The organism is Celeribacter marinus (genome assembly GCF_001308265.1).
Classification (GTDB): domain Bacteria; phylum Pseudomonadota; class Alphaproteobacteria; order Rhodobacterales; family Rhodobacteraceae; genus Celeribacter; species Celeribacter marinus.
Window position 1 is genome coordinate 2,999,789 of sequence record NZ_CP012023.1, and the last position, 21,312, is coordinate 3,021,100.

Annotated in this window: 21 protein-coding genes; all 21 read right to left on the bottom strand. The window is 55.6% G+C overall.

Features of this window, described 5'->3' with window-relative positions; all coding sequences use genetic code 11:
* Positions 1 to 12: 12 nt before the first annotated feature.
* The 21 genes from IMCC12053_RS14940 to IMCC12053_RS15040 all read right to left on the bottom strand — a co-directional run bounded on the left by IMCC12053_RS14940 (position 13) and on the right by IMCC12053_RS15040 (position 21,116).
* The gene (locus IMCC12053_RS14940; protein WP_062220425.1) at positions 13 to 1,326 is read right to left on the bottom strand and encodes an amino acid ABC transporter permease; all 1,314 of its coding nucleotides are present in this window, start codon (positions 1,324 to 1,326) and stop codon (positions 13 to 15) included.
* Between the two features lies 1 nt (position 1,327).
* The gene (locus IMCC12053_RS14945; protein ID WP_062220426.1) at positions 1,328 to 2,548 is read right to left on the bottom strand and encodes an amino acid ABC transporter permease; all 1,221 of its coding nucleotides are present in this window, start codon (positions 2,546 to 2,548) and stop codon (positions 1,328 to 1,330) included.
* Positions 2,549 to 2,694: 146 nt separating this feature from the next.
* On the bottom strand, positions 2,695 to 3,726 hold the full coding sequence (locus IMCC12053_RS14950; protein ID WP_062220428.1) for an amino acid ABC transporter substrate-binding protein: 1,032 nt from the start codon (positions 3,724 to 3,726) through the stop codon (positions 2,695 to 2,697).
* Between the two features lie 210 nt (positions 3,727 to 3,936).
* Complete coding sequence (locus IMCC12053_RS14955; protein ID WP_062220429.1) at positions 3,937 to 4,647, bottom strand: ATP12 family chaperone protein; 711 nt, start codon at positions 4,645 to 4,647, stop codon at positions 3,937 to 3,939.
* A 4-nt stretch (positions 4,648 to 4,651) separates the two neighbouring features.
* Positions 4,652 to 5,320 (bottom strand): HAD-IA family hydrolase, encoded by a 669-nt coding sequence (locus IMCC12053_RS14960; protein ID WP_062220431.1) that lies wholly within the window; start codon positions 5,318 to 5,320, stop codon positions 4,652 to 4,654.
* The gene (locus IMCC12053_RS14965) at positions 5,317 to 6,363 is read right to left on the bottom strand and encodes an RluA family pseudouridine synthase (protein WP_062220433.1); all 1,047 of its coding nucleotides are present in this window, start codon (positions 6,361 to 6,363) and stop codon (positions 5,317 to 5,319) included. The genes IMCC12053_RS14960 and IMCC12053_RS14965 overlap by 4 nt, the downstream gene beginning before the upstream one ends.
* Complete coding sequence (crcB, locus tag IMCC12053_RS14970; protein ID WP_062220435.1) at positions 6,360 to 6,734, bottom strand: fluoride efflux transporter CrcB; 375 nt, start codon at positions 6,732 to 6,734, stop codon at positions 6,360 to 6,362. The genes IMCC12053_RS14965 and crcB overlap by 4 nt, the downstream gene beginning before the upstream one ends.
* Positions 6,735 to 6,781: 47 nt before the next feature.
* Positions 6,782 to 8,089, bottom strand: coding sequence for a replication-associated recombination protein A (locus IMCC12053_RS14975; protein WP_062220437.1), 1,308 nt, complete (start codon positions 8,087 to 8,089; stop codon positions 6,782 to 6,784).
* A 61-nt stretch (positions 8,090 to 8,150) separates the two neighbouring features.
* Positions 8,151 to 8,762: an autoinducer binding domain-containing protein gene (locus IMCC12053_RS14980; RefSeq protein ID WP_062220439.1), complete on the bottom strand. Its 612-nt coding sequence runs from the start codon at positions 8,760 to 8,762 to the stop codon at positions 8,151 to 8,153.
* Positions 8,763 to 9,027: 265 nt separating this feature from the next.
* Entirely contained in the window at positions 9,028 to 9,456 is a 429-nt protein-coding gene (gene rplQ, locus IMCC12053_RS14985; protein WP_062220441.1) for a 50S ribosomal protein L17, read from the bottom strand.
* Between the two features lie 218 nt (positions 9,457 to 9,674).
* Positions 9,675 to 10,691 (bottom strand): DNA-directed RNA polymerase subunit alpha, encoded by a 1,017-nt coding sequence (locus IMCC12053_RS14990; RefSeq protein ID WP_062220443.1) that lies wholly within the window; start codon positions 10,689 to 10,691, stop codon positions 9,675 to 9,677.
* A gap of 122 nt (positions 10,692 to 10,813) precedes the next feature.
* Positions 10,814 to 11,206, bottom strand: coding sequence for a 30S ribosomal protein S11 (gene rpsK / locus IMCC12053_RS14995; protein ID WP_062220444.1), 393 nt, complete (start codon positions 11,204 to 11,206; stop codon positions 10,814 to 10,816).
* A gap of 14 nt (positions 11,207 to 11,220) precedes the next feature.
* Entirely contained in the window at positions 11,221 to 11,589 is a 369-nt protein-coding gene (gene rpsM / locus IMCC12053_RS15000; protein WP_062220446.1) for a 30S ribosomal protein S13, read from the bottom strand.
* Between the two features lie 209 nt (positions 11,590 to 11,798).
* A complete protein-coding gene (locus tag IMCC12053_RS15005; RefSeq protein WP_062220447.1) occupies positions 11,799 to 12,374 on the bottom strand; it encodes an adenylate kinase in 576 nt (191 codons plus the stop codon).
* Positions 12,371 to 13,729, bottom strand: coding sequence for a preprotein translocase subunit SecY (gene secY, locus IMCC12053_RS15010; RefSeq protein ID WP_143090010.1), 1,359 nt, complete (start codon positions 13,727 to 13,729; stop codon positions 12,371 to 12,373). Before secY ends, IMCC12053_RS15005 begins: the two co-directional genes overlap by 4 nt.
* Before the next feature lie 106 nt (positions 13,730 to 13,835).
* Positions 13,836 to 14,315 (bottom strand): 50S ribosomal protein L15, encoded by a 480-nt coding sequence (gene rplO, locus IMCC12053_RS15015; RefSeq protein ID WP_062220448.1) that lies wholly within the window; start codon positions 14,313 to 14,315, stop codon positions 13,836 to 13,838.
* A gap of 135 nt (positions 14,316 to 14,450) precedes the next feature.
* Complete coding sequence (locus IMCC12053_RS15020; protein WP_062220450.1) at positions 14,451 to 15,302, bottom strand: DMT family transporter; 852 nt, start codon at positions 15,300 to 15,302, stop codon at positions 14,451 to 14,453.
* Positions 15,303 to 15,440: 138 nt separating this feature from the next.
* A complete protein-coding gene (locus IMCC12053_RS15025) occupies positions 15,441 to 16,220 on the bottom strand; it encodes an MBL fold metallo-hydrolase (RefSeq protein ID WP_062220452.1) in 780 nt (259 codons plus the stop codon).
* Between the two features lie 114 nt (positions 16,221 to 16,334).
* Entirely contained in the window at positions 16,335 to 16,793 is a 459-nt protein-coding gene (locus IMCC12053_RS15030; protein WP_062220454.1) for a GbsR/MarR family transcriptional regulator, read from the bottom strand.
* A 70-nt stretch (positions 16,794 to 16,863) separates the two neighbouring features.
* Positions 16,864 to 19,905 (bottom strand): efflux RND transporter permease subunit, encoded by a 3,042-nt coding sequence (locus tag IMCC12053_RS15035; RefSeq protein ID WP_062220456.1) that lies wholly within the window; start codon positions 19,903 to 19,905, stop codon positions 16,864 to 16,866.
* Complete coding sequence (locus IMCC12053_RS15040) at positions 19,902 to 21,116, bottom strand: efflux RND transporter periplasmic adaptor subunit (RefSeq protein ID WP_074906305.1); 1,215 nt, start codon at positions 21,114 to 21,116, stop codon at positions 19,902 to 19,904. The genes IMCC12053_RS15035 and IMCC12053_RS15040 overlap by 4 nt, the downstream gene beginning before the upstream one ends.
* Between the last annotated feature and the right edge of the window lie 196 nt (positions 21,117 to 21,312).

Below are 21,312 nucleotides of genomic sequence, written 5' to 3' on the forward strand. Positions count from 1 at the left end.
TGGTCTCCTTTCTTAATGATGATCTGTGCGCAGCTTGCGCTCTAGCCACTGGGAATATTGCGACATTGCAAAGCAACTGACCCAGAAAACCAACCCGATGAAGATAAACAATTCCCAATACACGCCGTTCCATGCCGAGTTGGCTCGAATGGCGTTTGACAGGCCAAGCATGTCAAAGATGCCGATAAACATCACCAACGTGGTGTCCTTAAACAGCCCGATAAAGGTGTTCACGATACCCGGAATAGAGATCTTCAAGGCCTGCGGCATAATGATGAGGCGCTGCGCCTTCCAATAGTCGAGACCAAGAGCATCGGCCGCCTCGTATTGCCCTTTAGGCAGCGCCGCGAGACCACCACGGATCACCTCGGCCATATAAGCAGAGGCAAACATCGTCACCATGATGATAACGCGGACGGTCAAATCGAAAGACGTGTTGGGCGGCAAGAAGTAGTTCAAGATCAAGGACGCCGTGAACAACAAGGTGATCAGCGGCACGCCACGAATGAACTCGATGAAGCCAACACAGATTGCTTTTACAATCAACAAGTCAGACTGCCGACCAAGAGCCAAAACGACACCGATGGGCAATGACATCGCGATACCTGCGATACCGATGATCACGCAGATCATAAAGCCACCAAGTTCGCGGCTCTCAACTTCGAGCAAATGCCCCACTGGCAGGGTCGCATCAAGCATGGATACAACGGCTGGACCCACAAAAATGAACCATACAAATGCGGCAGCTAGCCCTATGAAAAGCGCAATTAGGTCGCCAAAGCGCGCCGCGATCCGCATCGCGACGAAACCTACCGCAAATCCGGCGGCGGCCCCAAGTGGCCCCCAAACGGTTCCGCCCCAAACAAGCCAAACCATCAAAAATGGAAACGCGGCCGAGACCCATAGAAGTTTGCGCGGCAAAGCGTCAAACAGAATTGGCGCTATCGCAACGAGCATAACAACGAACGCTAAATTGGCGCGCCAATACTCTGTGTTCGGATAGAAACCATATAGGAGTTGGTTCCAACGTTCGGTCAAAACCGCCCAACAGGCGTAATGAGTATTCCCAAACTTCGCATTGAGGATGTCACGGCACTCGGACAGGCTATCAGCTTGCCATACTCCGCCAAGCATCCACGGCAACGAGCCCGCAAGAAGTTTGTAGATAACAAAGATAGAGACAATCGTGAGGATCGAGTTGAACCAACCGGAAAACAGGTTCTCTTGGACCCAACGCACGGCACCCACATTGGAACGGGGGGCCGGCTTTTGCTCTAGCATCGTGTCGCGGACATAGGCGACGGTGTGTGATTGTGTATCGTTCATCTTACCGCTCCTTCAGCTTCACTGATTTGTTGTAAAAGTTCATGCTCGACGAGATGGAAAGCGATACCACGAGATAGATCAGCATCATCAAGACCATCGCCTCCAACTCACGGCCCGTCGTATTGAGGGTCGTTCCGCCCAACGTCGATCGCAAATCCATGTATCCCACAGCGAGTGCGAGCGACGAGTTTTTGGTCAAGTTAAGGTATTGGGAAATAAGCGGTGGGATGATGACGCGTAGGGCCTGCGGCAAAATCACGAGATTCATTGTACGTGAGGGGCGCAATCCAAGAGCATATGCCGCCTCCGTTTGACCGCTTGATACGGCAAGAATGCCCGAGCGAACAATCTCCGCGATGTAGGACCCTGTGTAGAGACTGAGGGCCAGCCACAGCGCGAGCAACGAGTTGCGCAGATGCAGCCCACCCGTAAAGTTAAAGCCCTTAAACTCAGGGTATGTGAGCGTGACGGGACGCCCCAAGACGAAGTAGGCCAAGACTGTTGGCACAAGGAAAATGGCCAACTTGATCCAGAACGTTGGCAAAATCTGCCCCGTTGCTTCAAACTTGCGCTTGGCGAATTTCCCAAAGGCCCAAATGCCAACGAGCGACAACAAGAACGTGATAACGACCAATGCTGACCCTGCGCCCCAAATGGGCATCGGGACATATGTGCCTCGGTTCGTGACAGCCACTGTATCCCAAAGCCACATGGACGACTCGGCATTTGGCCCCTTGAACGAGCGGGGTACAGGAAGGCTTTCAGACAGAATTGCCATGAATGCCAAAATCCACAAAAGCACAGGGATGTTACGGAACGTTTCGACGTATACCGTCATAATACGCGCTGTGAGCCAGTTTTTGGACAGTCGCAAAACCCCTGCGATCACACCAACAACGGTGGCGAGAATGCAGCCGAGAAAGGCAACCAGTAGCGTGTTGAGCAAACCAACAACCGCTGCGCGCATGTTCGAATCTGACGACACATACGGGATCAAACGCTGATTGATATCGTAGTTTGCGGAATAGCCCAAAAAGCTAAAATTTATATCTTTGCCTAGGTTTTCGAGGTTTATGATTGTGTTTCGAACCAAAAACGCTGCGAACATCATAAACGCAATGAGCGCAATGACCTGAATAGTCATCGAGCGGTATCGCGTGTCGTAAAGTAACTGACTTAGGCGAAAGCCATCACCTTTCGGCGGATCGGTCATAGTCGTCATGTGAGACGGCCCCCTGTTGTACCCTGATAGCCCCTCATTCGGTCCGCATTTGTGCATCGGTCCGTGAAGAGTCGTTTTTTATAATACGGGTCGGTAAATGTAAGAAGGGCGCGGAAATCCCGCGCCCTTCTCTTTGACGGTAGGATTTAGCGGAATGGCGGGGAGTAGATCAGGCCGCCGTTTGTCCACTGTGCGTTCAGACCGCGCGCAAGACCAATAGGTGTGCTCTCGCCAATGTTACGCTCAAACGCTTCGCCGTAGTTACCGACTTGGCTAATCACGTTAAGCGCCCAATCGTTTTCGAGGCCAAGCATGCCGCCCAACTCACCTTCGGAACCCAAGAGACGGTTAATCTCAGGGTTTTCAGTGCCTTTAGCAAGCTCTGCCGCATTTGCGGATGTCACACCCAGCTCTTCAGCAGAAATCATAGCGTTGAGTGTCCAACGTACGATATCGCCCCATGCGCTATCGCCGTGGCGAACAAGCGGGCCGAGTGGCTCTTTGGAGATGATTTCAGGCAACACGACATACGCGTCAGGTGTCTCGAAAGACGAACGCGAAGACGCAAGTGCAGACGCGTCAGTTGTGTAAACGTCACATGCACCAGCAAGGAACTGTGTTTGCGCTTCGGTGAAGCTGTCCACAGGTACAGGCTCGTAATCCATGCCGTTGACACGGAAGTAATCAGCGAGGTTAAGCTCGGTTGTTGTACCGGTTTCGATGCAAACAGTCGCGCCAGAGAGCTCTTTTGCGGACGATACGCCGAGGTCTTTTGGAACCATGAAGCCCTGACCATCGTAGTAGTTTACGCCAATAAAGGTGTTCTTGAGATCAACGTCGCGTGTGAATGTCCACGTGGTGTTACGTGCAAGCAGATCGATTTCACCAGATGCGAGCGCGGTGAAGCGAACAGCGGAGCTAAGCGGTGTGTACTCGACTTTTTCCGGATCACCGAAAACAGCGGTTGCGACAGCGCGACAGAAATCGACGTCAAAGCCTTTCCAAACGCCATTCGCGTCTGGAGCTGCAAAGCCGGGCGTACCGGTGTTCACGCCACACTTCAGAGCACCGTGGTCCTTCACGAGGGCGAGTGTCGGAGACCCACCATCCTGAGCCATTGCGGAGCCAGCAACGAGACCGGCCACGGTCAGTGCGCTAAAAAATACGGATTTTTTCATTTTTACCTCTTCCTGATGTTGCGCCGATTATGGCGCACTTTCCGTCCTCTTACGGAACGGGTTAGATATCGAATTGGGCAGATGCCCTTTCAATGAGCTAAGTTGAGAGGATTCATTCCAGATCGTCAAGGGGACTATAAGGAATTAACATGTTTACTCTACGTCTCAGGGCGCCAAATCACAAAATGACTACGCTTTGAGCCGACCGATCTATTTTTGAACGGCGTGATAAAACTGGTGGGCGTCCATAAAACTCTTTTGTTTTATGGCAGATTCCGCCTCGGCATCATCATCCTTGCCCCATTGCTCGGACTGAAATGTCTCGTCTGTTCGTGAAATCGCCCAAAGCGCTTCGACAGGCTGTGCGTTTCTGGTCGCAGCCAGTCCAATGACAAGACTGCCCGACAGCGACACAAGGTCATGAAACGCCGCCAATTCAAACGGGGTCATCGCATCGACAAATGACCGCAAACGGTTCAGATCTGCTTTTGACTGCGGCACATGCATGACGCCAACGTGCACCTCTAGATGCGCCCCCAAGACATCAGATGCCCACGCCAAAAGCGGATCCCAAGCCTCCCGTTGGCGCGCAATTAGAGCCTCGGGGTAGCTTGCACGGTAGCACAAAAGGTCACTATCGCCGTAGTCAGAGATCATTGTGACGACATCGTCATGAACCAGACCTATGCGATCTATTGCAACATTTGCATGGCGAGTCGCGGGCATCGTCTCGGGGTCTATCTTGTCGACTTGGGCATCCCATTCTTTGGCGATGATCTGCGCAAAGGCACGAGTCGGAACGACAAGCGGCGCTTTCGCCGGTGTGCGCACCTGCCTGCCATCGAGGTGCACCGAGAACCCGTCACCATCAGCAACAACCAAGGCCTCTTTCCAAAACCGCTTTGCTGTCCAATCCGACATATCGCTAGTCCTTCCAAACGTCATCAAGTGCAGCAGGGAATTGGCTGAAGTTATCGATCACACGCGCAGCGCCCGCACTCAAAAGTGCCTCGCGCCCGTGATAGCCCCACAAAACACCAAGCCCGCGACAACGCGCCGCCGCCGCCATTTCCATATCGTAGGTGGTATCGCCTACAACAACCGTGTCATGCGCCGAAACATTGGCATCCAACAGACACGCGGCAACCATGGACGGGTTCGGCTTGGAGGGGTGTTCATCGGCACTTTGTGTACTCACGAACAGATCAGCAAACCCCCAACCCTCCATCAGCGCATCAAGTCCGCGACGACTATTCCCAGTGGCAATTGCCAGCTTGATATCGTCACGCGCACCTAACGCACGGATCGCGGCCTCAGCCCCTGGGTAAAGTGGAAATCCGTTAGATCCAACCTTAGAGCGGGTCGCATTGAACGCACTTTTATAGGCCGCAACCATGCGCGTATGTGTGTCTTCATCCGCCTGTGGCGCAAGATTGGCCATCGCATAGGGCAACGATAGTCCGACGATCGACAAAACCGTGTTGCGATCCGGACAGGGTAATTCGGCCTCACGAAATGCGGCCTCCATCGACGACACAATATGAGCTTGGCTATCAACGAGCGTCCCATCCACGTCAAAGATCACCAGCTTCATTTATGAAGCGCCTCGAACGGATCGACACTTGCAATATCTTCGCTCCACCCGAAGGTCTCCCACGAATGCTCCATGTGCTCGGGCAACGGTGCCGTCACAGTGATTGATTTGCGTGTCACGGGATGCTCAAAAGTCAACGAGCGGGCATGCAGGTGCAGCTTTTTGGAAATGATCCCGCCCAGTTGTGCGCCCCATCCATCGCCCATGTTTTCCTGACCTGATCCGCCGTATTTGCCGTCACCAATGATCGGGTGACCAATCTCGGCCATATGAACACGCAACTGGTGTGTGCGGCCTGTAATCGGCTCCATCGCAACCCAAGAGGCCCGCGAGGCCACACGGTAGAGCGTAGCGTACAGCGTATGTGCGCGCTTGGCGCCTTCTGTACTATCGATCTCGCGCGGGTGGACAGCGATCATCTTTTCGCCCTCGCCACCTTTGCCGCGACCGCGTGCTTTGACCAAACCGTATTTGATTTCACCCAGATAGGGGGTGGGGACACCTGCCACGAGCGCCCAATAAATTTTACGCGTATTGCGGTGGCGAAACGCCTCCGTCATTTTACTGGCCATTGCGGGGGTCCGCGCCAAAACCAAGACGCCGGACGTATCCTTGTCCAGACGATGCACCAGACGCGGCTTTTCCGCAAAATCCTCTTGGAGGGCGACACAGAGACCATCGACATGGCGTGTCTGATTTGATCCGCCCTGCGTAGGCAGACCCGCAGGTTTGTTGATCACGATGAGGTGCGCATCTTTGTAGATCACGCAATCGCGCATCAACTGAGCATCTTTTTCGGATACACGCGTGGTTTCCTTGGCGTAGGTCACGTTGGTGTCGGGCAAAGGCGGAATACGGATTTCAGTCCCAGGACCGACACGCGTGTTTGACTTCGCCTTGCCTCCGTCGACGCGCAAATCACCCTTACGGCACATCTTTTCAATCTGGCCCTGTTTGACCTGCGGAAAGACTTTGCGCATCCACCGGTCAAGGCGCTGCTCAGGTTGATCGTTATCAATAATGATGGTTTGGACACGGCTCATGCGTAAAAACTCCGTGCAGCGTAAAGGCCGAGGGCAATTCCCCCAAGGGCGAGCACAAGCGTGCCGATCACATAGGCCGCTGCCAACCCGATCTCGCCGCGCTCGAATATCGTCATCGCATCTAGCGAAAACGCCGAATAAGTCGTGAAGCCACCAAGAACGCCCGTCATGATGAACGGTGCAAACTTGTTGCCATTTTCATGGGCAAGAACAACGATGATCACTCCCATCAAGACAGACCCAACAAAGTTGACCGTGAGCGTTCCCCACGGGAATCCTTTGCCCAACACGCGCGCGATGCCAACACCCGTCAAATAACGGGCCGAAGCGCCGATTGCGCCTCCTATGGCAACTTGAATAAGCGGTGTCATGGGTCAGGATCCTTTCTCGCCCGTCTTGGGTCGCGCGGCGCAGGATGTCAACTCTCGCGCTGCGTGCGTAACTTTTGAAAATAGCTCACCCGCTTGGCCAACTCGCGTTCAAATCCACGCTCCACCGGATGATAGAACTGCGTGCGCGGCAATGTTTCGGGAAAGAAGTTTTGCCCCGAAAACCCGTCTTCGGCGTCATGATCATAGGCATATCCCGCGCCGTACCCCTGTTCCTTCATCAGCGTTGTCGGCGCATTGAGGATATGCTTGGGAGGCGGTTCTGACCCCGTTTTGCGCGCCGCGTCACGCGCCGCTTTATACGCGACGTAACCCGCGTTTGTTTTGGGGGCGAGTGCGAGATAGATCACGGCTTGCGCCAATGCCAACTCGCCCTCTGGCGCACCCAATCTCTCGAAGGTCTGCCATGCTGTCAGACAAATCGTTTGTGCTTGCGGGTCAGCCAGTGCGATGTCCTCAACGGACATGCGCAACAATCGGCGGGCAAGGTAGCGCGGGTCTTCGCCGCCTTCCAACATCCGCCCGAACCAATACAGCGCCGCATCAGGATCGGATCCGCGTACAGACTTATGAAGCGCGGAGATCAGGTTGTAATGTTCATCACCAGATTTGTCGTATTTGGCCGCGCGGCGCATGAGCCTCTTGGCGAGGCTATCGGTGTCCAACGGACCATCGACGCGCCACGCCATGATCTGTTCAATCAGGTTCAAAAGCGTGCGCCCGTCCCCATCCGCCATGTCCCAAAGTGCTAGTCGGGCCCCCGCATCCAAGGGCATCTCACGGCCCAACTCACGTTCTGCCCGCGCACCAAGCATGGCCAATTCACCCACACTTAGGCGCGTTAACACCATAACCTGCGAGCGCGACAGTACAGCGGAGTTCAACTCAAACGACGGGTTTTCAGTGGTCGCCCCGACAAGTAAAATGGTGCCATCTTCCATGTGGGGTAGGAACGCATCTTGCTGCGCCTTATTAAAGCGGTGAATTTCATCGACGAACAACAACGTCCCCTGCCCGTTCGCCGCGCGTATTTTCGCAGACTCAAAGACTTTGCGCAGTTCGGGCACGCCAGAAAAAATGGCTGAAATTTGAACGAATGCAAGATTGGTTTCATGCGCCAAGAGCCGCGCGATTGTTGTTTTACCAACACCGGGCGGTCCCCAAAAAATGATAGAAGCCAACGATCCCGAGGCGAGCATGACGCCAAGTGGCGCATCAGCCCCTAGAACCTGTGTCTGACCAATAACCTCACCTAGCACCATGGGACGCAAACGGTCGGCCAATGGACGCGTAGATGGTTCGATCGTGTCAGACGGGGAGGCGAAGAGATCACTCATTGCACAATCTTACGCGTTTGGACCGCAACAGGGAAGCGTTGCGTGGCTCAATTGAGAGATGTCATAACAGCTTAATGTCTTTGGCCTTTTGAATAGCTTCAGAGGTTGTTCGTGCCATAAGCCGCTCGCGCGCGGACCCCAACCGCGCCTTTAGTGCACTCTCGGAAATACCAAGTTTGGCGGCCGCAGCGGCGTAGCGATCACCGGATGCAATGCACCGCAAGGCTTGAACTTGCGCGGGCGTAAGCTGTTGGCGCGGCTCGGAAATTTGGTGCAGCAAACGCGCAATTTTAGCGATGCTCCCCATCTCGTCATCCGTAAACTCTCGGTCGCTTCGCGCGGAGGCAATGATCGACCGCGAGCGCACTTCGCCGCACGATACCGAAACACCGAACTGCAAACCATAGTCCGCCGCCTGACCCATGATGTTGAACGGGTCGGGCAGGCCAGTCTCACTCCAACGGGTCGCCCCCTCACAACTAAGGCCCCATGCGATCATTGGGTCGCGCAATGCAAACGCATTGATCGTATAGTGTTCAATCCATTCGCAGGGGTACGTCACATCCATAAAAAGCGGAGAGGCGTAGCGGATATGAAGGGCGGTGGAGTATCCCGAGGGACTAAGCCCGCCCAGCTTTGAGAGAAGGCGGGTCATTTCTGCGGGTTTACTCATCACGGCACTCTAACCTACTCATCCAACTGATACTCAACAACAATCCAACATGCCGCGTCACGTTCATTGCAGCCGAAAGAATTGATCTGTGTTCCGACATCAAAAGCAGTCACATGGGCTGATGCTTTTCAACGGGCACTCCCCTCAAGATGGTGGTGGTCGCGCGTAAAATCAAGTTTGAACTTGGAAACAGATCCTTTCGACACATGAAAAAAGCCCCGCCAAATTGGCGGAGCTTTTCAAAAAGTCGTTCAGCTTGTGGGCTTTAGTCTTCTTCGGCGTATGCGGCTTCTTCGGCTGCGAGACGCGCTTTGTCAGCTGCACCTTTTGCAGCTGGGTCGCGGTCAACCAGCTCGATGATGGCCATAGGCGCCATGTCACCGTAACGAAAGCCAGCTTTGAGAACGCGGGTGTAACCACCGTTGCGCTCTGCGTAGCGTGGGCCGAGAATTTCAAAGAGTTTCGCAACATCTTTGTCCTGCTTGAGCACAGCGGCAGCCTGACGGCGGGCGTGAAGATCGCCACGTTTGCCGAGTGTGATCATCTTGTCCATGATGCGCTTAAGCTCTTTGGCTTTTGGCAACGTGGTTTTGATCTGCTCGTGCTCGATGAGCGAGCCGGACATGTTTGCAAAGAGCGCCTTGCGGTGCTCGTGGGTGCGGTTGAGGCGGCGGTAGCCTTTAGCGTGACGCATGATATATCTCCTAAATCGTCATTTTGCTTTGTCTGACCGGCGATGCGTGTCACCGGCTCTCCTTGGGGAAACATTCATATGAATGCGGCCCGATCGTTCAAAACTTGTAAGACTTCGAGGCAGTCCCTTTCACCTCTTACAAGACTTTGTGACCCGAGTTTCAAACAACTCTGCGGTCAAATCCGGCCCCGAAACAACGTCCCGAGGCCGAAAATTCTTTAGAACTGGTCTTCGAACTTTTTGGCCAGATCTTCGATGTTTTCAGGTGGCCACTCTTCGACGTCCATGCCGAGGTGCAGACCCATGCCCGAAAGCACTTCTTTGATCTCGTTAAGCGACTTGCGGCCGAAGTTCGGCGTACGCAGCATTTCTGCTTCGGTCTTTTGGATGAGATCGCCGATGTAGACGATGTTGTCGTTCTTGAGGCAGTTTGCCGAACGGACAGACAATTCCAGTTCGTCCACTTTCTTGAGGAGAAGCGGGTTGAACTCGAGGCCGTCATCTTCTTCTTGGCGACCAGCCGCTTCTGGCTCGTCGAAGTTGACGAAGATGCCGAGCTGGTCCTGAAGAATGCGCGCGGCGTAAGCTACTGCATCTTCGGGGGTCACGGAGCCGTCTGTTTCGATCTTGAGTGTGAGTTTGTCATAATCGAGAACCTGACCTTCGCGGGTCGGCTGCACGTCATAGGACACTTTTTTCACAGGCGAATAGATCGCATCCACGGGGATGAGACCGATTGGCGCATCCTCGGGTTTATTTTTGTCAGCGGCAACGTAGCCTTTGCCCGTGTTCACGGTCAGTTCCATGAACAGGTCGGCGCCATCGTCGAGGTGACAGATCACGTGATCTTTGTTGAGAACCTCAATGCCTGCACTCTCGGAGATGTCACCAGCAGTGACAACGAGCGGGCCTTTTGCGGAGATGGAAAGACGCTTTGGTCCCTCGACTTCCATACGCAAGGCAACGCCTTTGAGGTTGAGGATCACATCGGTCACGTCTTCGCGGACGCCAGCAATGGAGGAAAACTCGTGCAGAACGTTGTCGATCTGAACGGAGGTGATGGCCGCGCCTTGCAGCGACGACATCAAAACGCGACGCAACGCGTTGCCCAACGTCAAGCCAAAGCCGCGCTCGAGCGGTTCGGCGATAATGGTTGCTTGGCGAGCTGGCTCGTTGCCAGGCTTCACTTCAAGCTGTTGGGGTTTAATGAGCTCGGCCCAATTCTTGTGGATCATGCAGTAGCCTCCATGCTTGTCTCTCGTCCATGTCCGTAAGCGAGAGACGTCCCGAGGGATCTAAAAACGCAAAAACGGACCGCACGCATGAGCGCATGCGGTCCATAAATAGTTCGTGATGATTACACGCGGCGACGCTTTGGTGGGCGGCAGCCGTTGTGAGCCATCGGTGTCACGTCACGAATGGACGTGATGTTGAAGCCGGCAGCAGCAAGTGCGCGCAAGGCGGACTCACGACCGGAGCCTGCGCCCTGGACTTCAACTTCGAGGGTTTTAACGCCGTGATCCTGCGCTTTTTTACCCACATCTTCGGCAGCCATCTGAGCGGCGTAAGGTGTGGATTTCCGCGAGCCTTTGAATCCCATGGTGCCAGCAGACGACCAAGCGATCGCGTTGCCCTGCACGTCGGAGATCAGGATTTTGGTGTTGTTGAAGGTCGAGTTCACGTGAGCAACGCCGGAGGCGATGTTCTTGGAGACCTTTTTCTTGGTAGTACGACGAGTATCGCGTGCCATTGATCAGATCTCCCTTATTTCTTCTTACCAGCAATGGCCTTTGCAGGACCTTTGCGAGTGCGAGCGTTTGTGTGCGTACGCTGACCGCGTACAGGAAGATTGCGGCGATGACGCAAGCCACGGTAACAACCGAGATCCATCAAACGTTTGATGTTCATCTGTGTTTCGCGACGCAAGTCACCTTCGACGGTGTAGTTCGCGTCGATGTGCTCGCGGATTGCCAGAACTTCGGAATCCGACAATTCGTTTACACGACGTGTGCGGTCGATGCCTACGGCTTCGCAGATAGCTTCAGCAGATGTGCTGCCGATGCCGGTTACATATGTGAGGGCGATTGGAACCCGCTTTGCAGTCGGGATGTTTACGCCGGCGATACGTGCCACGTGATATTTCCTTTTCGTTGCGGTTCCGTAAGTCCAGAACCTTTTTTCACAACGTCAAACCCGCGGGTCTTTCAACCTGCGGGCGTCAGCTGAATTCTATGATCATCGCATTGGGAGCGACCCGTCAGCGAATCTGTGTACCCATGAGGGTTGGTGTGCCTTACGGAGATTTTGGCGGACCGTCAAGTGGCCCGCCAAGTTTCTCAATGCTAGGCGAGCGCTTTAGCGATATCGCGCGCGACATCTTCGACGCCTTGCAGGCCGTCGACCGAGCGCAGATCCCCACGGGCGTAGTAGTAGCCGATGAGGGGGGATGTCTTTTTGTAGTATTCCATCAAACGAGTTTTGAGGCTGTCCTCATTGTCATCAGCGCGGGCTTGGCCGCCTGCGGCAACGGCCTCTTTCGCGCGATTGACGATACGACCGACCAACGCGCTATCGTCGACTTCCAACTGGATCACCGCTTCGAGTTGGGCGCCGTTGCGTGACAAAAGCTCGTTGAGCGCATCTGCTTGACCCAAGGTGCGGGGAAAGCCGTCAAAGATGAATCCTGCGGCGTTGCCTTCGCGAATTTTCTCTTCGATCAGACCGATTACGATTTCATCCGTAACCAGCTGTCCTGCGTCCATAATTGCGGCGACTTTATTGCCCATCTCGGTGCCCGATGTGCGGGCCTCCCGAAGCATGTCACCGGTTGACAGTTGCACCATGCCGCGCTCCTCCACGAGGCGTTGTGCTTGCGTCCCTTTTCCCGCGCCAGGCGGTCCAAGCAGAATAATGTTCATCGTCTTGCGGTCCCTTTCTTGCTGCGCTTCCTCCCGCGCAGCTGCGACTTTTCGATCAGCCCCTCATACTGGTGGGCCAGCAGATGAGACTGGATTTGCTGAATCGTATCCATCGTAACGGAAACAACGATCAGAACCGACGTTCCCCCAAAGTAGAAGGGAATCGCGAACTGGGACCGCAGAATTTCAGGCAGCAGACAGACAGCTGCGAGATAGGCGGAGCCAAGGACGAGAACACGCGCGACGATATAATCGAGGTGCTCTTCGGTCTTCTTTCCCGGACGAATGCCTGGAATGAAGCCATTTTGGTTCTTCAGGTTCTGCGCGATATCGTCCGTTTTGAACGAGACGTTGGCAGTGTAGAAATACGCAAAAAATACGATCATCCCAGTGAAGAACAAGAAGTATAGGGGCTGCCCCGGACCGAAGTAGGCCAAAAGGGTCGACATAACGGGACCGAGATCACCCTGACCCGAAAAGGTCGCGATCGTGGTTGGAAGCAACAAAAGCGAGGAGGCAAAAATCGCGGGAATAACGCCTGCGGGGTTTACCTTGATCGGCAGGTGGCTTGATTGTGCATCATAGACTTTCATGCCCTGCTGACGGCGCGGATACTGAATATGTACCTTGCGCAAGGACCGCTCCATAAACACAACAAAGGCAATCACACCGACGACCATCGCAATCACAACGAGGATAACAAGCGGGGAAATCGCACCGGAGCGACCGGAGGCAAAGAACTGAGCCAAAGCGCTCGGAATTTCGGCGACGATGCCGACGAAAATAATGAGAGAGATACCGTTGCCGATGCCGCGATTGGTGATCTGCTCACCAAGCCACATCAAGAACATGGTGCCGCCAACGAGGGTGATGATCACGCCTGCACGGAAATACCAACCGGCCTCATGCGCCAGATCACCGGCCTCAAGGGACGCGGCAAGACCGTAGGCTTGGAACAGTGCCAAAAGCACGGTGCCGTATCGCGTGTATTGGTTGATTTTTTTGCGACCTGAATCGCCCTCTTTCTTGAGTTGCTCAAGGGAGGGAACCATCGCCGTCAACAGCTGGACGATAATCGACGCCGAGATATACGGCATGATGCCGAGCGCAAAGATGCCCATCCGGCCCAGCGCGCCCCCCGTAAACATCGACAAGATGCCGCCGATCCCTGCGGAGGCTTGCTCCATAAAGTCACGGAGCGCGTTGCCGTCGATGCCAGGCACAGGAATAAATGTGCCAAGACGATAGACGATCAACAGACCGAGAGTGAATACTATGCGTTGGCGAAGCTCTTTCGCTTTGCCAATGGTACCCCAATTGAGGTTCGACGCCATCTGTTCTGCTGCGGATGCCATTTAGGTCTCTCTATTCACGAACAGCGCCGCCTCATCGGTTTCCCGACAGGCGGCGCTTGGAAAACTTACAAGCTGATGTAAGGGGCGAGGCCCCTCACCACAACCCTTATTCAGCTGCCGCTTCGGCTTTGACTGTTACGGTGAGCGTGCCGCCCGCCTTTTCAACAGCTTCAATCGCGGATGCTGAGGCACCCGTGACGTTGATCGTCAGCTTGGATTTAACGTCGCCTTTGGCGAGAACGCGGATACCGTCAAGCTTGCGGCGCACGAGGCCGGAGGCGATCAGCGCATCTTCGTTGATCTCTACTTTGGCGTCGAGTTTGCCTTCTGCAACGAACTTCTCGATGAGGCCGAGGTTCACAACAGAGAATTTCTTGCGGTTTGGCTTGTTAAAGCCGCGCTTTGGCAGACGTTGGTAGAGGGGCATCTGGCCGCCTTCGTAGCCTTTGATCGCTACACCCGAACGGGATTTCTGACCTTTGATACCACGGCCACCCATTTTACCGGTGCCGGAACCTGGACCACGACCAACGCGTTTGCGTGCTTTGGTGGCGCCTGCGTTATCACGCAATTCATGTAGTTTCATGTCGCTTCTCCTTTGCCGGAACTGCCCTCCAGCGACGGAGTGGGCAAACACGGCTTACAAATGTTGATTCTTAACGGACGTATGCCCGACTTGGGGCGTATAAACGCCGTAGATTAACTTGGCAAGTGGGTGCGCTCACACCCGTTTGGATGCCTTAGATGTCACCAGAGCGAAGGCAATTCCGCCACACACAAGTGCGCAGGCGACAACCGCGCGGATGGTGGCAGGTTCATCGAGTAGGATCAGTCCCGCGCCCAGCGCAATCACCGGCACCGAGAGTTGCGCAAGCGCCGCCGTGGTCGCACCAAGCCGAGGCAGTAGCCGATACCATAGCGCATAGCCCAAACCCGAGGTCAGCCCGCCCGAGACGATAGCCGCCGTGATGCCCTGTGCGCCAAGCGGCTCACCGCGCACGAACGGCACGCACACGATGGCCGCGAGCGGCAGCGCATAAGCGAAGTTCCACGCGGTCGCGGCGAGCGGGTCGGACACGCGGGTTCCGATCAAGGAATAGATGCCCCACCCCAAAGCCGCCGCAAGCATGAGCGCGACCGCACCCAACGGCATTGTGACCGTACTTGATGGCCAGACCAGAACGCATAGCCCGCCAAGCGAGATCGCCATGCCCACCCAACGCCGCGCGGCAATAGGCTGACCCGACCAGAATGCGCCGAGAAACATGGTGAATTGCACACCACCAAACAACAGCAATGCCCCCAACCCCGCGTCAAGCGACACATAGGCAAACGAGAACCCGACGATATATGTCGTCAGCGCGGCAACGGCGGCCATGTTGGGCTTGGGGCGCGCGGCAACGCGGGTGCCTTGCGCCCACAATAGAGCGAGCAAAACAATCGCGCCCGAGGCGAGGCGGATCATGGCAAACCCCGCAGGACCGATATCGCCGCCTGACAATCCCACACGATTGAGGATCGAATTTGCGGCAAAAGCCACCATCGCGAGGGCCGTCAGTAAAAAGAGATTCATGGGACGGCTCCGGTGGTGGGTGTTGGTGTAGATGGCGGCAGCTCAAACGACCACCTTTATACGCTGTGCGCAAATGGAAACCGCCCGCTCATGAGATTGAGCGGGCGGTCATGTGACTATGGAAAGGGGACGGACGCCCTACCCGAGTTCGCCGTCTTTATACCACGGCGCAAATTTGACCTCAGAGGCCGCGCCGACCAATTCGGCAAAATGCGCGGGATCTTGGGTGCCGTCGTCGCGACCACGGTAGTGGTAGGGGTAGACGTAGGTGGGCTTGAATGTCGCCACCGCTTCAGCCGCTTGTTCCGCCGTCATTGTGAATGGCAGGTTCATGCAGAGGAAACACAGATCTATATCGGTGAGGGCCAGCATCTCGGGTGTGGGTTCGGTATCGCCCGAAATATAGGTGCGGAACCCGTCGATAGAGAGGACATAGCCGTTGTCGCGCCCTGTGGGGTGAAAATTCATCCGCTCCTCGGTGGTATTGTGCGCGGGGATCGCGTCGATGGTGACGCCGCCCCATGTGTAGCTGTCACCATTGGCCATGGCCATCGCGCCGTCTTTGAGACCCTCGGGCAGCATGTCGAACACAGCGGGGTTGGCGATCAGCGGAGCTGTGCCTTTGAGAGCTGTGAGCGTGTCGGCATTGTAGTGGTCGCCGTGCTCGTGGCTGATCACGATAAGATCAGCGGCGGGCAGGTCCGCAAAGGCCGCCGGATCACCAACTGGGTCAACGTAGATGGTGCCCGCAGGCATCTGCATGACAAAGGAGGCGTGGTGAACGGGATGGATCGTCACGGCCCCATCCGCAAAGCTGTCAGACATGTGGCCTGCGGCGCGTGCGGCAAACGGCAGAACGGTGATGACCCCGCCAGCAGCGGCAGCATGGGCAAGGAAAGAGCGGCGTGTGTGCGTCATTTTAAATCTCCCTAATGGTTATGAGACATAAATAGAGCGCGGTGAGGCTGTGGCAAATCAAGATCAGGTGAAACCGTAGATAAGGCGGGCATACCGTCTGTAAGCGTTGACGCCTCAGCCCGTTTTCAGGTCATCAGCCAGTTTTGATAATGCGCCGGACATTGTTCGGTAAAACGCGCCATACGCTTCGATTCGTCCTTTGATGTCCGCTTCGTTCGTTGGGATCTCACCAAGCGTTTGCGCGATCTCGATTTGGACGCGCTCCAGACCAAGCACATAGTGTTCGAGCATCTGGGCGTAGGGGTTTTCGGCAAGTTGGAAATAATCCTGTCGCTGCCCGGCCTTTGCAATCCTCTTGATCAGGCGGCGATCCTCCAAGATCCGCGTGGCGGTGCTAATGCTGCCTCGGCTGACCTGCAACTGGTTGGCAAGATCGCCAAATGCAACGGCCTCGCCATCCCAGATAAACAGTCCAAGCATCCGTCCCGCAATGCGCGGAAGCCCGTCTGCCTGCGCCATCAGCCCGATCTTTTCGATGAACTCGCCGCGTATCTCTTCGATGGTTCTGGTCATTTGCGGTCACCTCAACCTCTTCACCTACTTGGTGATTTTCCTATCTATAGTCTGTCAACAAAACTGCAATTCAGGCGCTGCGTTGCTGGTTCGCCCCCAAAACACTCACCAGCCCGCGCAACATCCGCTGTCGTCCTCCGTCGATGACACTGAACAGGGAGGGAACAAACACGAGGGAGAGAACGGTTGAAAGCAAAAGGCCGCCGATCACCGCAATCGCCATAGGCGCGCGAAACTCGCCACCCTCAGCAATCGCCAAAGCACTCGGCACCATACCCGCCGTCATCGCGATTGTGGTCATGATGATGGGCCGCGCACGCTTATGCCCCGCGTCGAGCATCGCCTCTGTTTTGCTCGCACCGTCTTTCATCGCTTCAAGTGCGAATTCGACCAGCATGATTGCGTTCTTGGTTACGATGCCCATCAGCATCAAAAAGCCAATGACAACCGAAAGGCCAATACCCGCCCCATAGAGATAGAGGGCAAAAATCGCGCCGCCGATGGCGAGGGGCAAGGACATCAAAATGGTGACAGGCGTCAGAAAGCTCGAGAACAAAAGCACCAGAACCACGTAGACCAACAAGATGCCCGCCCCCATCGCGAGGCCGAATTGCGTAAAGATTTCTCCCATGACTTCGGCGTCTCCTCCCGCCTGAATAGCCGTGCCTTCGGGCATATTCATAGCAATTGGCAGCGCGTTGACCGCCGCCGCTGCCTCGCCAAGAAAGAAGCCGTTTGCGACATCTGCCTCGACGCTTGTACGGTATTGACGGTCGTAGCGGTCCACGGAGGCGGGGCCGGTCGAGAGGGCCAAATCCGCAACCACGTTTAACGGAACAGGCGCTCCGGTCGTGCTTGCAATGCGCAGTCCAGCCATACGGAACAAATCCTCACGGACATCTTTTTCCAACCGCACCACAATCGGGATTTGCTTGTCACCCGCGTTGAATTTGGCCACATTCCCACTTGTCTCCCCGATCGTTGCGATACGCACAGTTGAGGCCAGCGCCGCAGAGGTGACGCCCATTTCAGCGGCAAGCTCGGCTTTTGGCGTGATCTGGATTTCAGGACGCACCAACGATGCCTTGCTCAAGGCTCCCGTAATTTCGGGAAGTCTGTTCATTTGAGTGGCAAGCGTTTGTGCCGCTGCTGCCGCTGCATCAGCGTCGTCGCCCAGAACCGATATCGCCAAATCACGCGTACCGTTTTCAGACAAAACAAACAGGCGCACGTCAGGCACTGACGCAAGCAACAGCTCCAATTCATCAGCGATCTCAAACGACGACTTATCTCGTGTGGTTTTTGAGCCAAACCCGATCCGGATTGTCGCTGCTGTATCTGATCCATCGACGAACACGGTTTGAACTTCCGGAATGCTCTGAATCATCTGCGTGACGTTGCGCGATGCCAGTCGGGTTTGCTCCATCAGTGAGCCGGGTGGCAACTCAATCGAGACACTTGCCCGTCCCGTATCGGACGGCGGCACAAACTCTGTTGGCAAGAGCGTGGCCGAAAAAATCGACCCTGCAAAGATGACAACACCGAGCATGAGCGTGACAAACCGGTTGTGCAGCGTCCATCCCAAAATACGCATGTAGGCGCGCATAATCAGCCCGTCTTTTTCCTCGTGCGCAATTGTGCCGTCGCGCAGAAAATAGGCGGCCATCATCGGCGTAATCAGACGTGCGACCAACAATGAGAACAACACAGCCACGGCCACCGTGAGGCCGAACTGTTTGAAATATTGCCCTGCAATCCCAGACATAAAGCTAACAGGGGCAAAGACGGCAACGATGGTAAAACTGATCGCAATCACGGTTGTGCCAATCTCGCTTGCGGCCTCCTCGGACGCCTCATAGGCGGGTTTTCCCATATGGATATGTCGGACAATATTTTCGATTTCCACAATGGCGTCATCCACCAAGATTCCTGTCACAAGGGTGATCCCTAACAGGCTTACGGTGTTGAGTGAGAATCCAAGGTAGTTCATCACAATGAACGTCGGGATGATCGAAAGCGGCAATGCCACCGCCGTAATGAGTGTCGCGCGCCAATTTTTCAGGAACAAGAACACGACGATGATCGCGAGGGCGGCGCCCTCGTACAGCGTTTCCATTGCGGAATGGTAGGTACTGTTCGTGTAGGTCGTCGCGTCATCAATGAGCGCGAACGTCACGTTTGGGTAGGCCTCGGACAGGCGGGCAATCCGCGCTTTGGCGGTGTCGCCCGCGGTGAGGTCGCTGGCCCCCGTGGCACGAAACACGCCAAACGCAACAACAGGCTGTCCGTTAAACATTGCGAACGAGTCCGCATCTTGGGCCCCATCAAACACCGCTCCGAGATCGTCGAGACGCACAGCGCCCCCGCCCGCTAGTGTGATGGGCATGGCCGCTAGGTCGTCAATCGTCGCCGCACTGCCAAGGGCGCGGATCGAAAACTCTTGTCCAGCAAGGTCACCAGAACCGCCACCAAGGTCGATATTGTTTTGGCGCAACTGGGTATTCACGTCTGCTGCGGTCAGGCCGAGCGCCAACAGGCGATCGGGAGACAGCTCGACCTCGATTGCCTGATCGCCACCACCAATCCGGCTCACTTTGCCAATTCCATTCGCGCTCGTCAGGTCACGGGCCACGATTTCATCGACAAAGTATGACACATTCTCAATGGATTGGGTGGGGTCAGACACGGCATATGTCAGGATTGGCGCGCCCGTGACATCGACGCGCTGCACGTTTGGTTCGGTGATGCTATCGGGCAAGTCACCGCGCACCCCTGCAATCGCGTCTTTGACATCATTGAGGGCGCGGTCGGTGTCGACCTCTAGGTCAAACTCGATGGTAATACTGGCAAATCCATCCGTGGCTGTCGCAGAGACATGATTAACACCGCTGACATCTGACACTGCGCTTTCAACAGGCTTCACGATTTGATTGGTGATCTCGGAAGGAGCCGCGCCGGGTTGGGCAATTCCAATCGTTACAATCGGAATATCGATGTTTGGAAACTGGGTCACGGGCAGCCGCATAAAGCTGACCATGCCGACGATGACTAGGACGAGAAACAACGCAAGGGAGGGGACGGGTTTGCGAATGGCCCACGTGGACATATTCATTGGGTGGCGCCCTCAACGGTCGAAAAGATCGGATTGATCGTATCGCCCGCCGTAAAGAACGCGCCCGCGCGCGCCACAATCACATCGTCCTCGGTGAGGCCTGACGCGATCTCACGCAATCCGTTCCAAATAAGACCCGCCCCAACGGCGCGTTTTTCAAGGACGCCATCGTTGACCACAAACACATAGGTGCCGCTCGCATCGGTCAATACTGCCGTGGTTGGCACAGCGAGAGCGCGGCGTTCTTCGGTTATAATCGCGCCACTTGCAAAGACCCCTGTGCGCAACTGCCCCTCGCCCAGAATTTCGATGCGGATCGTGCCCAAACGGGTGCGCGCGTCGACGGTTGGCGAAATGCGTCGCACGACCCCCGCAACCGTGCCGTTGCCCGCAATGGTCAATGTCGCGGCGTCCCCGACCTCGATGGATCCCAATGCGGTTTCGATCACTTCCGCTTCGACTTCGACACGTCCGTCACGGATCATGCGAAAAATGGGATCTCCACCCGATGCAGCGATAGCGCCAACTTGACCGTTGCGCGCCGAGATCAAGCCATCTGCGGGCGCGCGCAATGTTGCGCGGTCTAGGTTGAGTTCTGCAATCTGTTGGCTTGCGTGTGCTTGTTGCTGTTGTGCCTGTGCCACCGCGAAGCCGTCTTGGGCCGAGGCGACCGCAGCGGCGGCGGTGCTTTGTGTCGCCGTGGCCTGATCCAATGCGGCCTGTGTCCCTGTCCCGTTGCGGCGCAACGCATTTGCACGCTCAAGGTTTGTGGCGGCCTGCGTTTCAACGGCTTTTGCCGATACAATTTGGCTGTTGGCCTGACTGACCGTTGCCTGAGCGCGTGCGAATTCCGCGCGGGCCTGTGCAAGCTGTGCAGTCAGTGTCCGGTCATTGAGGGATGCGAGCACTTGTCCCGCGACGACAGTATCCCCCACGTCGACAGACAGTGTATCAATCGTGGACCCTATCACTTGCGGATAGATTAGAATTTCTTCTTGTGGCACGAGGCTACCCGAAATTGCGACTTGGCCAACCATATCGGCAGGTTTAACCGTTGCAACGGTCACGGACGCGAGTGGGGCGGCTGCTTCAATCACCGCTTGTGTGCTCTGTGCCACGGCCACAATGGGCACGTGCGACAGCGATGCACTCACCAGACATAGGAAGAGTGACGGCGCGCGCAGCCGCTTTAAAACGGGATCATGTCTCATTGAATGTCTTTCCCAAAGGCGCGGGATGACCCAGCGCGGACTCGTATTTGGGGCTTTGCTAGAGGCTTCCCTAGCTCGCGTCAATCTATTTGTTCAGTACGGATTAAACAAAAAGACCAGCCGTAAACGAATGAGGCATATCGAGGCCCGTGGGGCGATTGCGCCCCCCTTGCGCGGCAACGGTGTCAAAACAAAT